This window comes from Streptomyces sp. NBC_00510 (genome assembly GCA_036013505.1).
Classification (GTDB): Bacteria; Actinomycetota; Actinomycetes; order Streptomycetales; family Streptomycetaceae; genus Actinacidiphila.
Window position 1 is genome coordinate 3,420,893 of record CP107851.1, and the last position, 14,331, is coordinate 3,435,223.

Genomic DNA, 14,331 nt, shown 5'->3' on the forward strand with positions numbered 1-14,331 from the left:
CCGGGAAGGCGGTGCCCTGTGCGCGGGGGACGCGTCCCCGGTCCGGTCAGCGGATCGGCCGGTGGACGTTCTCCTTGTGTGAGGCGCCCGGGGTGGTGTCGGCGATCCACGGGCCGTCGCTGGAGGGGTCGACGATGCCGGACTCCAGCCAGGTGTAGGCGCCGCCGAGGACCCCGTCGACGACCTTGCGGTCGATGGCGTCGGTGTTGGTCCACAGGCGGCCGAAGAGCTCCTCGACGCGGATCCGCGACTGGCGGCAGAAGGCGTCGGCGAGCTGGTAGGCCTCGCGCCCGTTCTCGCCCCGGGTGCGGAGCATCTCGGCGCGGACGCAGGCGGCGCTCATGGCGAACAGTTCGGCGCCGATGTCGACGATGCGGCCCAGGAAGCCCTGCTTGGTCTCCATCCGGCCCTGCCAGCGCGACATGGCGTAGAAGGTGGAGCGGGCGAGCTTGCGGGCACCCCGCTCGACGTAGCGCAGGTGGGCGGCGAGGTCGGGGTGGCCCGCCGGGTGGAACGCGGAGTACGCGCCGGGGATCTGTCCGGGGCCGGCCACCAGCTTCGGCAGCCAGCGGGCGTAGAAGCCGCCGGCCTTCATGCCGGCCTTGGCCTTGTCGCCGAGCGCCTTGTCGGGGTCGATGAGGTCCCCGGCGACCGACAGGTGGGCGTCGACGGCCTCGCGGGCGATCAGCAGGTGCATGATCTCCGTGGAGCCCTCGAAGATCCGGTTGATCCGCAGGTCGCGCAGCAACTGCTCGGCCGGGACGCCCCGTTCGCCGCGGGCGGCGAGGGACGCGGCGGTCTCGAAGCCGCGGCCGCCGCGGATCTGGACCAGTTCGTCGGCCATGGTCCAGCTCATCTCGGAGGCGATGAGCTTGGCCAGCGCGCCCTCGATGCGGATGTCGTTGCGGTCCTCGTCGGCCATCTGGCTGGACAGCTCCATGACGGCCTCGAGGGCGAAGGTGGTCGCCGCGATGAAGGAGATCTTCGCGCCGACGGCCTCGTGGCGGGCGACCGGCCTGCCCCACTGCTCGCGGGCGGCCGACCACTCACGGGCGATCTTCAGACACCACTTGCCAGCCGCGACGCAGGACGCGGGCAGCGAGAGGCGGCCGGTGTTGAGGGTGGTGAGCGCGATCTTCAGCCCGGCGCCCTCGGGGCCGATGCGGTTCTCGGCGGGGACGCGTACCTGGTGGAAGCGGGTGACGCCGTTCTCGATGCCGCGCAGCCCCATGAAGGAGTTGCGGTTCTCGACGGTGATGCCCTCGGAGCCGGCCTCGACGACGAAGGCGGTGATACCGCCCTTGTGGCCCTCGCTCTTCGGCACCCGCGCCATGACGACCAGCAGGTCGGCGACGACGCCGTTGGTCGTCCACAGCTTCACGCCGTCGAGGACGTAGGAGTCCCCGTCGGGCACGGCCGTGGTCGCAAGTCGCGCGGGGTCGGACCCCACGTCGGGCTCGGTGAGCAGGAAGGCCGAGATGTCGGTGCGAGCGCAACGCGGCAGGAACCGCTCCTTCTGCTCCGGGGTCCCGAACATCTTCAGCGGCTGGGGCACGCCGATCGACTGGTGCGCGGAGAGCAGCACGCCGATGGCGGGGCTGGCGGAGCCCACGAGGGCCAGCGCCTTGTTGTAGTACACCTGGGTGAGGCCGAGGCCGCCGTACTTGGGGTCGATCTTCATGCCGAGGGCACCGAGCTCCTTCAGCCCGGTGATGACCTCGTCGGGGATCCTCGCCTCACGCTCGATCAGGGCCCCGTCCACCTTCGTCTCGACGAAGTCGCGCAGCTTGGCCAGGAACTCCTCGCCGCGCTGGACCTGCTCGGTCGACGGTGTGGGGTGGGGATGGATCAGGTCGAGCCGGAAGCGGCCCAGGAACAGTTCCTTGGCGAAGCTCGGCTTTCGCCATTCCTGTTCGCGGGCGGCCTCTGCGACCTGGCGCGCTTCGCGTTCGGAAACGGTGGGGCGGGCGGATGCTGCGGACATGGGGGCGTCACCTCGCGTCGGTTACCGACCGGTGCTACTTGTTCGTTAGTACCCCGGTTCCGGCATGGTCACCAGCCCTCGCGCACGGGGCGCGGGGGGCCGGCGGCCTTTCCGACGGCATTTCAGGCCGACGCGAGCAGCTTCCGTAGCGACGCGGTGTCCGGGGCGGGGTCGCCCTCGGTGACCGGGCCGGTGAGGGCGGCGACGGCCGAACCGGACTCCGCCTCGCCGGTGCCGTCGGCCGGCACCGGCCGGACATCCTGATCCGACGTCAGTTCCCATTGGGCCGCGCCGGATCCGGTGAGGGCGCGGCCGGCGACGCCCTCGTGCGGCGCGCGCTCGGGCAGCGCCTGCGCCGGGGCCGGGAGGCGGCCCCGGTCGGCGGCGTCGAGCGGGGCCACGACGGTCGGCTCGGTGCCCGCGGCCGACAGCGCGACGCGCAGCGGCGCGGCGTTCTCGGCGGGCACCGGACGCACCACCGGATCCGCGAGGGCGCTCCACTCCACTCGGGTGAACGCCGGGCTCTCGGGACTGAGGGTGGCCCCCTCCAGGGCGATCGGCACCTGGTCCCGGTCGTGCGGCGGCTCCAGGGCCGGTCAGGTCCTGCCCGGCGGGAGCCGCCGCGACGAGGCGGACACGTTCGGCGATCGGGGATGCGAGTCGTACGGGGAGCGCTGCTCGCGCGGCAGCCGGACGCGCCGCCGGTCCGGCTTCGCGCGGCCTCCGCCGTGCGGACCACCGCATACGGTGCCACCTCGCGTTTCCCCTCCCTGGGCACAGCGCGGCCGGGGCGCACCGCACATGCGCCCCGGCCGCTGGAAGGGGTGGCTCGTCCTGCCGTGAGGATTACAGAGCGAGACCGGTCAGGACCAGGACCCGCTCGTAGGTGTAGTCGTCCATGGCGTACTTGACGCCCTCGCGGCCCACGCCGGAGTCCTTGACGCCGCCGTAGGGCATCTGGTCGGCCCGGTAGGAGGGGGCGTCGCCGATGATGACGCCGCCGACCTCCAGCTCGCGGTGGGCGCGGAAGGCGGTCTGCAGGTCGTGGGTGAACACCCCGCTCTGCAGGCCGAACTTGGAGTCGTTGACCGCCGCGAAGGCCTCGTCGGTGCCGTCCACCTTGTGCAGGGACAGGACGGGGCCGAAGACCTCCTCGGTGGCGATGATCGCGTCCGCCGGAAGGTCGGCGAGCACGGTCGGCTCGTAGGCGGCGCCGTCGCGCCGGCCGCCGGTCAGCAGCTTGGCGCCCTTGCCCAGCGCGTCCTCGACCCACGACTCCACGCGCTCGGCGGCCTTCTCGTCGACGAGCGGGCCGACGTCGGTGGCGTCGTCCGAGGGGTCGCCGGTGACCTGGGCGCGGACCTTGGCGACGACCTTCTCCACCAGCCGGTCGTACACGGACGCGTCGGCGATGACCCGCTGGACGGAGATGCAGGACTGGCCGCCCTGGTAGTTGGAGAAGGTGGCGATGCGGTTCGCCGCCCACTCCAGGTCCTCCTCGGAGGACCAGTCGGCCAGGACGACGGCGGCGGCGTTGCCGCCCAACTCGAGGGTGGTGTGCTTGCGCGGCACCGAGTCCATGATCTGGTAGCCGACCCGGTCGGAGCCGGTGAAGGAGATGACCGGCAGCCGCTCGTCCCGGACGAGGGCGGGCATGCGGTCGTTCGGGACGGTGAGCACGCTCCACGAACCGGCCGGCAGGTCGGTCTCGGCCAGGATCTCGCCCAGGAGGAGCGCGGACAGCGGGGTCGCCGGGGCCGGCTTCAGGATGATCGGCGTGCCGACCGCGATCGCCGGGGCCACCTTGTGGGCCACCAGGTTCAGCGGGAAGTTGAACGGCGCGATGCCGAGCACGCTGCCGCGCGGGAAGCGCCGGGTCAGCGCGAGGCGGCCCACGCCGCCCGCGTCGGTGTCCAGGCGCTGGGCCTCGCCGCTGTTGAAGCGGCGTGCCTCCTCCGCCGCCCAGCGGAAGACGGACACGGCACGGCTGACCTCGCCGCGGGCCCACTTGACCGGCTTGCCGTTCTCCGCGGTGATCAGCCGGGCGATCTCCTCGGAGCGCTCCGCCAGCCGCTTCGACACGTGGTCCAGGGCCGCGGCCCGCACATGGGCGGGGGTAGCGGCGAACTCCGCCCCGACCGCCTCGGCGGCGGCGACGGCCTCCTCCACCTGGGCGGGGGTCGGCACGCCGACGGAGGCCACGACGCTGCCGTCGTACGGGTTCACGACATCGAAGGTGTCCTCGCCGGTGGCGGGGCGGCCGGCGAGCCAGAAGGCGGTGGGGGTGCTCATGCGGACCACGGTAGGGCGGGCGGCACCCGGCCGGTCTTGTCCAGTGCGTCCTGCGGATCCCGCCCTGTGCGACGTTTTGGCAGACCGTGTCAGCCGCCGGACTTGAGGGCCAGCCACAGCTCCATGCGTACGTCCGGGTCGTCCAGCGAGCGCCCGAGGATCTCCTCCACGCGCCGCATCCGGTAGCGCAGCGTGTGCCGGTGGACCCCGAGGTCCGCCGCGGCGGCGTCCCACTGCCCGTGCCGGGACAGCCACGCCCGCAGGGACGCGACCAGGTCACCGCGGGCGGTGGCGTCGTGCTCGCGCAGCGGCCGCAACAGGCCGTCGGAGAAGGCCCGTACCGCCTCGTCGCTCAGCAGCGGCAGCACCGAGCCGGAACCGACCTCGTCGTGCTCGACGAGGCTGCGGCCCCGCCGCCGGGCGACCGCCAGCGCGCGTTCGGCCTGCTCGTGCGCGCCCGGGACACCCGCGGCACCCACCGCGGCGGACAGCCCGGCCACCAGGTCGTCGCTCCCGTCGACCGCCGCCACGCAGGCCGGCATCACCGCGCCGTCCGCGGCCGCGAGCACCGTCAGCCGGTCCTCGTCCCGCACCGCCAGCACGGGCTCCGCGGCCCGCATCCCCGCCGCCTCCACCCGCTCGGCCAGCAGCCCCACGGCGTCCCCCGCGGCCTCCGCGCGCTCCGCGACCAGCACGCGCACGGGGGCGTCGAACAGCCCGCCGTACAGCCGGCCGGCCACGGTGCGGGCGTGCTCGGGCTCGCCGGCCAGCAGCATCCGCAGCAGCGCGGCGCCCAGGCGCTGCTCGGTGTCCTGCAGCGCGCGGGACTGCTCCAGGGACAGCGTCAGCAGCGCGACGGCGGCATGCACGAGGTAGCGGTCCGAGGTGTCCAGCCGCTCCTCCGTGCCCACCGCGAGGAAACCGCGGGGGCGCCGGCCGGTGCCCAGCGACTGCAGCTCCACGCGGTCCTCCGTGCCGGCCGGGCCCGCGACCGCCGCACTGGCCGGGGCTGGCCTGCCGCGCAGCCGCTCCACCTCCCCGGCGAGCCGCGCCGCCCGCCGCCCCGCCCACTCCGGCGCCGCGGCCACCACCGCGCCCGACGCGTCGTACAGCGCCGCCCAGCCGTTCAGGTGCGCCGCCAGCCGCGACAGCAGCGCCGTCGTCCCGTCCGGAGCGAGCGCCGCCCGGGTCAGCTCCCGCTGCGCCTCGAACCCCGCGGTCACCGCCTTGTACCGGTCAGCGGCGAGCTCCGCGGAGACGGCCTTGCTGATCGCGATGAACGGGGTCTTGTGCGGCACCTCCAGCAACGGCAGCCGGTGCGCGGCCGCCGCGTCCACGAGCGCCTGCGGCACGGTGTCATGGCTCAGCCCCACGCCGAACCCGAGGCCCACGACGCCGGCGCCGGCCAGGCGCGCCACGTACTGGCCGAGCGCCTCGGGCGAGCCGACGTCCAGCTTGAGGCCCGTGGTCAGCAGGAGCTCGCCGCCCTCCAGGTACGGCGCCGGGTCGTCCAGCTCGCTGGTGTGCACCCAGCGGACGGCGGCCTCCCCCAGGCGGTCGCCTCCGGCGAGGACGGCCAGCTTCAGGGCGGGGTTCCGCAGCAGCGAGGCGAGCGTGGGGGGCACGGGCTTTTTCTCCATCTCGGAGTGCGTTCACATCCGATTCTGCCTCACCGTATACCTGCGGTGCGGTGCCGTCTTCGTGTGCGGCGCCGCGGTTGTTGCTGTTGGGGTTTCTCCCCCGCCCGCCCTCCCTCCCCCAGCCTTCGGCCGGGGGGACCCCCATCCGGCGCGGTCAGTGACCGCCTCGCGCGGTCGTTGTGGGGTCGGTGCCGCGCCGGCGTACTCCCCCAGCCTTCGCCCGGGGAGCACCCAGCCACACCCCCTCCCGCAGGTTGGGGCGCATGACGGCCGGTGGGGGGTCAGTAAGGCACCTGCGGCAACCCTGGACCGGCACCTCACCCCCCACCGGCCGTTGGTCGCCGCTCGATACGGAGGGGGCGGGGTCGTAGGGGTGGGCGTTCTGGACGCTGACGTGTATTTGTTGTGCGGCACAGACGGCACAACACGTGCCGCCCGTCATGCACATAAATATGCGGTCCAGAATGCCCAGCCCCGGAGGCCCCGACCCCGGCCCACCACGAACGCGCGAGGCCCGCACCAACCGCGCCGGGCAATCGGGCGGGAGGGCGGGGGATGCCCGCCGCAGGCGCAAACACCCCGCACACAACAACGGGCCGCAACCACAGCGCACCCGCACACAAACGGTCAGGCGCGCAGATCGACGAGCACCGGAGGGGCGTGCTCCCCGTCGACCGCGGTGAGGGAGACGACCGCGTGCCCCGCGGGGACCGCGTGCGCGAGCTCGGACGCGGACCAGCGCTCGCGCTCGACCCGGCGGACCGTCACCGACTCCGCCGTGACCGCCTTCCCGGTCACCAGGCGCCGCACGGCATGCAGCACCCGCGTGAGCGGCTCGTCCGCGACGATCTGGCGGTTCGTGACGTCGTGGACGTCGACCCATTCCTTGCCCCACACCTCGGCGAACCGCGCGCCGTCCCAGGCCGTGAGGCCGGCCAGGGCGGCCCGGCAGCCGACGGCGCCGAGCAGGGCACCCCGGAGCGCTTCGGGGACGTCGTCCAGCGTGCGCAGCGTGAGCACCGCGCCGGCGTTGGCGGAGCGCATGCGCTGCAGGCCGCGCACGGATTCCGCGGTCACCGTGTGGGAGGCGTCGTCGAGGACGAGGCAGGCGAACAGGGAGCGGTCCTGCCGGGCCGTGGCGCACTCGGCGAACTGGGCGAGGACGAGCCGCGCCAGCATCCGGGAGACCTCGGCGTGGCCCCGCTCCGGGAGGTCGATGCGGACCCGGAGCGGGTGCTCCAGGCCCCGCAGCGAGAACGGGTGGCTGCCGCCCGTGGTGTCGAAGAACCCGGCGAAGGCGGGCCGGTCGAGCAGCGCGATCCGGTCGGCGAGCAGGGGGCCCGCGTCGCCGGGCCGGGCGGACTGCCGTTCCCGTGCGTCGAGTTCGCGCAGCTGGCCCTGGGCGGCGCCGCCGCGGGCCTGCAGGGCGGAGCGGAGCGCGGCCAGTGCCGAGGGGGTGCCGTCGAGGAGTTCGCGCAGCTCGGGGACGGAGGGGAAGCGGTCGTGGGCGGCGTGGAAGGGCCCGAGGAGCTGGGCGAGGGCGGTGGCGGCGCGGCGGCTGTCGCCGCCGGGCAGCGCCGCGGCGAGGTCGCCGACGAGGGCCTCGGAGAGGAAGCCCGCGGCCTCGTCGGGGTCGGAGGTGCCGCCGTACAGGTCGAGGTCGTACGCGGAGTCGGGATGGCCGATCTTGACGACGACGTCGAAGGACTCGTCCGGTGCGAGCCGTGCTCCCTCGGTGCCGACCACGACCACGGCCGCCCGCCCGGCGAGGGCCTGCAGACACATGAGCTCCAGCGCGGGCCGCACCAGGCGCACGGTCTTGCCGGAGCCGGGCGGCCCGACGGCCAGCAGCGACGTGCCGAGCACGGACGGGTCGAGGGCGTAGCCGGCGCCGCGGTGGGAGCGGGGGTTGCGCTCGTCGTCGGGTGCGGCGCCGATGCGGACCTGGCCGGCGAGCAGGTCGTACCGGGCGGCTCGGGCCGGCAGGTCGCGGGCACCGGACGGGTGGGCGCAGGCGGCGGCCCCGTACCGCAGGACGGTGTCCGTGAAGGCGGTCAGCCGGCCGGGTTCGGAGCGCACGGACTGCCAGGCGCGGGACAGGCGGGCGAAGTCGACGTCGTTCATCAGCCCGGAGCGCGCGTCCTCGGCGAGCCGGTCCGCGGCGTCGGCGGCGCCGCCCTGGCGGAGCGCGGGGAAGGCGGCCGGGTCCTGGGCGTGGTCGGCCGGTTCGCGGCCGGCGGCCGTGGCCTCCTCCTCGCGGGACCGCTGGAGGGGGGTGGTGATGTAGCGGCGCCACAGTTCGGCCCAGCGGCCGATGCGGGCGAAGAAGACCAGCAGGGCGCCGCCGATGAGCGCGTAGTAGAGGTACGAGGCCCACAGGTAGGCGGTCTGGTTGCCGCCCGCCCGGCGCCAGGAGTCGGGGGTCAGGGCGAGCAGCGGCCACAGCCAGTAGCTGCCGAGGTAGCCGTTCCACAGCAGGGACCACAGCAGCCAGCCGCCGAGGAAGGAGATCAGGGCGCCGGCGACGAGCTGGCGGCCCGGCACGGCGTCCGGGTCGGCGGCGGGGCGGGGGCGGTGCCCGAGGCGCCACACACCGGGGGCGGCGGCCGGGCGCGGGGCCCGCAGCCAGGCGAGGAGGCCCGACCCGTCCGGCGTGGCGGCCGGTGCGGACTCGGCCGGGGCGTGCCACGGGGCGGCGCCGGGGCGGACCCCCGGCAGCGGGGGCGGTCCGGATGGCGGCGGGGGTGTGGCCGGGGCGGCGTCCTGGTCGGCGTCGCGCCAGGTGCGGGTGTCCCGCTCGCCGCGCGAGGGGTCGGCGGGGCCCGGCCGGGCACCGGGGACGGGCGGCGGTCCGGCGTGCGCAGGCGGGGCGCCCGGCATCGGCCGGGCACCGGGTACCGGCGGTGTGCCCGGTTGCGGGCCGGGGCCTCCGGGCGGAGACGCCGCGGGCTTCTCGTGCGTACCGTCGCGTTCCATCGCGTGTGCCACCCCTCGCAGGTCCGCACTCAATGTAGTCGAGCGGCCACCGCAGTCTGAAGGATCTTGGCACGCTCATGTCCGTCACGTCGAAGAGGCATTCCGCAGTGCGCCCTATCGGAGTGTGCGGGGCTCCGCCGTACGGGCTTAGCCTGCGAGAAAAGACCACGGTTCGAAGGAGTACGTCCGCCATGACCGATCTGGCCCAGGAGCGTCGACTCGTCACCCCGATCCCCGGCCCCAAGTCGCAGGAGCTGCTGGCGCGCAAGACGGCGGCGGTCGCGAGCGGTGTCGGCGTGACCCTGCCCGTCTTTGTCACCCGCGCCGGCGGCGGCGTCCTGGAGGACGTGGACGGCAACTCCCTGATCGACTTCGGCTCCGGCATCGCGGTGACCTCGGTCGGCAACAGCGCCGAGGCGGTCGTGCGCCGCGCGTCGGCGCAGCTGGCCGACTTCACCCACACCTGTTTCATGGTGACGCCGTACGAGGGCTACGTGGAGGTCGCCGAGGCCCTCAACGAGCTGACCCCGGGCGACCACGAGAAGCGCACCGCGCTGTTCAACTCCGGTGCCGAGGCCGTCGAGAACGCGGTGAAGATCGCCCGCGCGTACACCAAGCGGCAGGCCGTCGTCGTCTTTGACCACGGCTACCACGGCCGCACCAACCTGACGATGGCGCTGACGGCGAAGAACATGCCGTACAAGCACTCGTTCGGCCCGTTCGCGCCCGAGGTCTACCGCATGCCGCTGGCCTACCCCTACCGCTGGCTGACCGGCGCGGAGAACTGCGCGGAGGAGGCCGCGGCCCAGGCGATCGACATGATCACCAAGCAGGTCGGGGCCGAGAACGTGGCCGCGATCGTGATCGAGCCGATCCAGGGCGAGGGCGGCTTCATCGAGCCGGCCAAGGGCTTCCTGCCGAAGCTGGTGGAGTTCGCCCGGGCGAACGGCATCGTCTTCGTCGCGGACGAGATCCAGACCGGCTTCTGCCGCACCGGCCAGTGGTTCGCCTGCGACGACGAGGGCATCGTCCCGGACCTGATCACCACCGCCAAGGGCATCGCCGGCGGTCTGCCGCTGGCCGCGGTGACCGGCCGCGCCGAGATCATGGACGCCGCGCACTCCGGCGGTCTGGGCGGCACCTACGGCGGCAACCCGGTGGCGTGCGCCGGTGCGCTCGGCGCCATCGAGACGATGAAGGAGCAGGACCTCAACGCCAAGGCCCGCCGCATCGGCGAGATCATGCTCGGCCGGCTGCGCGGCATGCAGGAGAAGTTCGAGATCATCGGTGAGGTCCGCGGCCGCGGCGCCATGATCGCGATCGAGCTGGTGGAGCCGGGCGGCAAGAACCCCAACGCCGCGGCGACCGCCGCCGTGGCCAAGGCCTGCCACGCCGAGGGCCTGGTGGTCCTGACCTGTGGCACCTACGGGAACGTGCTGCGCTTCCTGCCGCCGCTGGTCATCGGGGAGGACCTGCTGAACGAGGGCCTGGACATCATCGAGGGCGCTCTCGCCCGGCTGTGACCAGGTATTTCGCCCGTGACCGAGGGCGCACGACACACAGCGTGAAGAAGGTGTGCGGGCCTGATGGCGGGAGGGTGCAACCCCTGCCGGGCGGCCCCCTGGTGACGTACGGTTTCCGCAGATGGATGCAACACCCCGTCTGCGGAAGTCCGCGGGCGACACTTTGCCGGTGACTCCCCATCACCGGCACAGCAGTGCCCTCGCGCACAGCGCCGAAGCCGAAGGCTCCGGCAATCCTCGCCGATCGGTCGGCCGCTTGCCCCAAACCCCCCGGGGCGGGCGGTACGGCGATCGTTCTGGCCGCCCCGGAACTCTCCCCCCTGTTCCGGGGCGGCCAACTTCTCTGGTGGCCGTGGTGTGCACGGCGCTCTTCGGACTGCTGACCTGGCAGGAAGCACTACGAGGGCGCCTGCTGGCCGTGGACGGGCCGGTGCGTGCCACCCTTGCGGGATCCTCCCCCCACCCCGCGGACCGCTCCGCCGTCGCGCGGTTCCTGGCCGACCTGGGCAACTGGCAGGTCGCCGTGCCCGTACTGCTGCTTGCGATGGTCTGTACCACCTGGTGCGCCCACCGGTACCGACTGCCCCGCCCCTGGCTGCCGCCGCTGGCGTACGCGCTGGTGATGGTCGTGGCGCCGCTGCTGGTCGCCCTGGTGAAGCCGCTGATCGACCGGGCCGGCCCCGGTTCGCCGGCCCTCTCCCCCGGCTATCCCGGGTTCTACCCCTCCGGCCACGCGGCCACGGCGGCCGCCGCGTACGGCGGCGCCGTGCTTCTGCTGCTGCCCTGGCTGGTACGCACAGCGGCACGGCGGCTGCTGGTCGCGGCCGCCGTGCTGCTCAACGGTGCGGTGGGGGTCGCCCTGGTCCGCTGCGGCTACCACTGGCCGCTCGACGTGGTGGGGAGTTGGCTGCTGTGCGGCGCCCTGCTCGCGGGCGCCGCCCTGGCGGTCAGTTGTTGGTCGGGAAACCGAGGTTGATGCCGCCGTGGCTCGGGTCGAGCCACCGCTGGGTGACGGCCTTGCCGCGGGTGAAGAAGTGGACGCCGTCCGGGCCGTACGCGTGCGTGTCGCCGAACAGCGAGGCCTTCCAACCGCCGAAGGAGTAGTACGCCACCGGCACCGGGATCGGCACGTTGATGCCGACCATGCCGACCTCGACGTCGTGCTGGAAGCGCCGGGCGGCGCCGCCGTCGTTGGTGAAGATGGCCGTGCCGTTGCCGTACGGGTTGGTGTTGATCAGCTCCAGGCCCTCGTCGTACGAGCCCACGCGGACCACGGACAGGACCGGGCCGAAGATCTCGTCGTTGTAGACGGACATGCCGGGCTTGACGTCGTCGAAGAGGGTCGGGCCGAGCCAGAAGCCGTCCGCGGTGTCCTCCCCGGTGACGGCGTGCTCACGGCCGTCCACGGCGAGGGTCGCGCCGTCGGCGAGGCCCGCGTCGAGGTAGGACGTCACCTTGTCGCGGTGGACGCCGGTGACCAGCGGGCCCATCTCGGAGGCGGCGTTGCAGCCGGGGCCGACCGTGAGCCCGGCCATCCGCTCCTTGATCTTCTCGACCAGCGTGTCGCCGATCGGGTCGACCGCGACCAGGACGGACACGGCCATGCAGCGCTCGCCGGCCGCGCCGAACCCGGCGTTGACGGCGGCGTCGGCGGCGAGGTCCAGGTCCGCGTCCGGCAGCACCAGCATGTGATTCTTGGCGCCGCCCAGGGCCTGGACGCGCTTGCCGTAGCGGGTGCCGGTCTCGTAGACGTACCGGGCGATCGGGGTGGAGCCGACGAAGGAGACGGACTTGACGTCCGGGTGCTCCAGGAGGCGGTCGACGGCGACCTTGTCGCCGTGCACGACGTTGAAGACGCCGTCCGGCAGCCCGGCCTGCTTCCACAACCCGGCCAGGAAGTTGGCGGCGGACGGGTCCTTCTCGGAGGGCTTGACGACGACGGTGTTGCCCGCGGCGATGGCGATGGGGAAGAACCACATCGGCACCATGGCCGGGAAGTTGAAGGGCGAGATGATCGCGACCGGGCCGAGCGGCTGGCGGATCGAGTAGACGTCGATGCCGGTCGAGGCCTGCTCGGTGAAGCCGCCCTTGATGAGCTGCGGGATGCCGCAGGCGTACTCGACGACCTCCAGGCCGCGGGCGATCTCGCCGAGCGCGTCGGAGTGCACCTTGCCGTGCTCGGAGACGATGATCGCCGCCAGCTCGTCGCGCTGGGCGTTGAGGAGCTCGCGGAAGGCGAAGAGCACCGAGGTGCGCTTGGCGACGGAGGCGTTGCGCCACTCCTTGAACGCGGCGGCGGCCGCGCCGACGGCCTGGTCGACCTCGGAGATCGACGCGAAGTCCACCCGACCGGTCACGGCCCCGGTGGCGGGGTCGTACACGTCCCCGTGCCGCTCCGTGGTGCCGGTCCACGTCTGTCCGGCGATCCAGTGCGTGATGTGCTTGTCGGTCACGGCGGACCTTCCTCTCCTCGTCTCCTGCCAGTCTCGTCAGCGGGCGGGACCCCCTCAAGCACCAAGGTGTCGGCGTCGGAGGCAGGAGCTTTACAGGTCGTACAGCTCGTCGGGGTGCTCCATGCCCTCCATGAGGTCCAGCCGGATGTCCTGCGCCCACTCGAAGGCCCAGCGCTTGGCGGCGGCGACGGCCGCGCCGTCCAGCCCCTGCGCCGCGTACGCCGCGTCGTCGGCCTCGACGAGCTTGTCGAGGCGGTCGGCGAGGAGGCGCGGCTGGAGGTCCTCGTCGAGGTGGACGGCCATCGTCAGCAGCTCCCCCGGCGTGAACCAGGCGGTCAGGGCGTGGACGTCGACCAGGTCGCGCACGGTGGCGCGGTCGGCGACGGCGGCCACCTTCAGCGCGGCGCAGTCCTCAAGCGCCACCACCGGCACGGGTCCGGACAGGCCGAGGCCGACACGGACCGGGGGACGGGAGAGCGGCTGCTTGGCGACGTGGACCGTGTGGCCGGCATCGCCCGGCAAAGTGGCCCCGAGGTGGGCGGCCAGCGGTGTGCCGGGCAGCGCGACCACCTCGTAACCTGCCCCGGTGTACGCGGCCGCGAGCGCGGCACCGATGTCGCCTGCCGGTGTGGAGCTGAAGGTCACCAGGTCGAGGTGGCGGGACGGGCGGCGGTCGAAGCCGTGCGCGATCAGCGCGAGGCCGCCCGCCACGGCGAGGCCGTGGCGCCCGCAGACGGGCAGGGCGGTCTCGACGAGGTGCGCAAGGCCGGGCGTGAGGTCCATGTCAGCCCGCCGCGGTGGCAGGCGCGGGGGTGGAGGCAGGCGCGCGCCGTGGCGCGCCCGGGTATCCGGGGCCGCTCCGGGGCCGGCCGCGTTCCGTGCGGATCATGGCACCAGTGTCGCGCACGGGGGCGTACGGATGGCGGGCCCCCGGGCGCGGGGTCACTCGCCCGGATCACGGCCGCGCCGTCCCGCCAGGTGGGCCGCCGCCTCGTGCATGGCCAGCTCCAGGACGCCGGGGTCGGTGAGGTTGCCGGTGCCGTCCGGCGGCACGAGCCAGCGGACGCCGCCCGTGGCGCGGCCGGGGTAGGGGACCACGATCCAGGTGCCGGGGCCCGCGGTGCGGACCCCGGTGCCGATCCAGCGGGCGGCGGTGCCCGGGGGTACGAAGTAGCCCATGCGGGAGTCGCCGAAGTCGGCCAGGACCGGGCCCGGGCGGTCGACGAGACGGGTGAGGACGTCGAGCGTCGGGTAGCCCAGTTCGCCGGTGAGGATGAGGACGTCCCACAGCCGCCCGGCGGGCAGGAGCGTCACCCCGAGGGGGTGCCGCTCCCATTCCCACCGGGTGGCGTCGGGGTCGGGTGCCACGGAAACCAGCCATTCGACCGCGCCCCGCGCGTCTGTGCCCACCATGCCGGTTCCTCCGTTCCGTGTGTGCGCTGTCGTGCTGTCACGCGGAGAGA

Annotated in this window: 10 protein-coding genes; 2 read left to right on the forward strand and 8 right to left on the reverse strand. The window is 73.8% G+C overall.

Annotation, left to right across the window (positions count from 1 at the left end):
* Positions 1-46 precede the first annotated feature (46 nt).
* The 5 genes from OG937_14955 to OG937_14975 form a co-directional block, all read right to left on the reverse strand.
* On the reverse strand, positions 47-1,984 hold the full coding sequence (locus OG937_14955; GenBank protein ID WUD72904.1) for an acyl-CoA dehydrogenase family protein: 1,938 nt from the start codon (positions 1,982-1,984) through the stop codon (positions 47-49).
* A gap of 122 nt (positions 1,985-2,106) precedes the next feature.
* Positions 2,107-2,547 carry a hypothetical protein gene (locus tag OG937_14960; GenBank protein ID WUD72905.1) on the reverse strand — a complete coding sequence of 147 codons (441 nt, stop codon included), beginning with the start codon at positions 2,545-2,547 and terminating at the stop codon, positions 2,107-2,109.
* Between the two features lie 283 nt (positions 2,548-2,830).
* Positions 2,831-4,276 carry an aldehyde dehydrogenase family protein gene (locus tag OG937_14965; protein ID WUD72906.1) on the reverse strand — a complete coding sequence of 482 codons (1,446 nt, stop codon included), beginning with the start codon at positions 4,274-4,276 and terminating at the stop codon, positions 2,831-2,833.
* Between the two features lie 89 nt (positions 4,277-4,365).
* Entirely contained in the window at positions 4,366-5,901 is a 1,536-nt protein-coding gene (locus OG937_14970) for a PucR family transcriptional regulator (protein WUD72907.1), read from the reverse strand.
* Between the two features lie 642 nt (positions 5,902-6,543).
* Entirely contained in the window at positions 6,544-8,796 is a 2,253-nt protein-coding gene (locus tag OG937_14975) for an ATP-binding protein (protein WUD72908.1), read from the reverse strand.
* A gap of 287 nt (positions 8,797-9,083) precedes the next feature.
* Between OG937_14975 and gabT the strand changes: the two genes are divergently transcribed.
* On the forward strand, positions 9,084-10,415 hold the full coding sequence (gene gabT, locus OG937_14980; protein WUD72909.1) for a 4-aminobutyrate--2-oxoglutarate transaminase: 1,332 nt from the start codon (positions 9,084-9,086) through the stop codon (positions 10,413-10,415).
* Between the two features lie 352 nt (positions 10,416-10,767).
* The gene (locus OG937_14985; GenBank protein WUD72910.1) at positions 10,768-11,391 is read left to right on the forward strand and encodes a phosphatase PAP2 family protein; all 624 of its coding nucleotides are present in this window, start codon (positions 10,768-10,770) and stop codon (positions 11,389-11,391) included.
* On the opposite strand, the gene OG937_14990 is transcribed toward OG937_14985, so the two are convergent.
* The 3 genes from OG937_14990 to OG937_15000 form a co-directional block, all read right to left on the reverse strand.
* A complete protein-coding gene (locus OG937_14990; protein WUD72911.1) occupies positions 11,363-12,868 on the reverse strand; it encodes a CoA-acylating methylmalonate-semialdehyde dehydrogenase in 1,506 nt (501 codons plus the stop codon). The two genes, OG937_14985 and OG937_14990, sit on opposite strands and share 29 nt — an antisense overlap.
* Positions 12,869-12,958: 90 nt before the next feature.
* Positions 12,959-13,651: a nucleotidyl transferase AbiEii/AbiGii toxin family protein gene (locus OG937_14995; GenBank protein ID WUD72912.1), complete on the reverse strand. Its 693-nt coding sequence runs from the start codon at positions 13,649-13,651 to the stop codon at positions 12,959-12,961.
* Positions 13,652-13,810: 159 nt separating this feature from the next.
* Positions 13,811-14,281, reverse strand: coding sequence for a hypothetical protein (locus OG937_15000; GenBank protein ID WUD72913.1), 471 nt, complete (start codon positions 14,279-14,281; stop codon positions 13,811-13,813).
* Positions 14,282-14,331 lie beyond the last annotated feature (50 nt).

Excerpts from the sequence above, each read along its gene's own strand:
- OG937_14965 (WUD72906.1), bottom strand. The coding sequence starts at position 4,276 with ATGAGCACCCCCACCGCCTTCTGGCTCGCCGGCCGCCCCGCCACCGGC.
- OG937_15000 (WUD72913.1), bottom strand. The coding sequence starts at position 14,281 with ATGGTGGGCACAGACGCGCGGGGCGCGGTCGAATGGCTGGTTTCCGTG.
- OG937_14975 (WUD72908.1), bottom strand. The coding sequence starts at position 8,796 with ATGCCGGGCGCCCCGCCTGCGCACGCCGGACCGCCGCCCGTCCCCGGT.
- OG937_14955 (WUD72904.1), bottom strand. The coding sequence starts at position 1,984 with ATGTCCGCAGCATCCGCCCGCCCCACCGTTTCCGAACGCGAAGCGCGC.
- OG937_14995 (WUD72912.1), bottom strand. The coding sequence starts at position 13,651 with ATGGACCTCACGCCCGGCCTTGCGCACCTCGTCGAGACCGCCCTGCCC.
- gabT (WUD72909.1), top strand. The coding sequence starts at position 9,084 with ATGACCGATCTGGCCCAGGAGCGTCGACTCGTCACCCCGATCCCCGGC.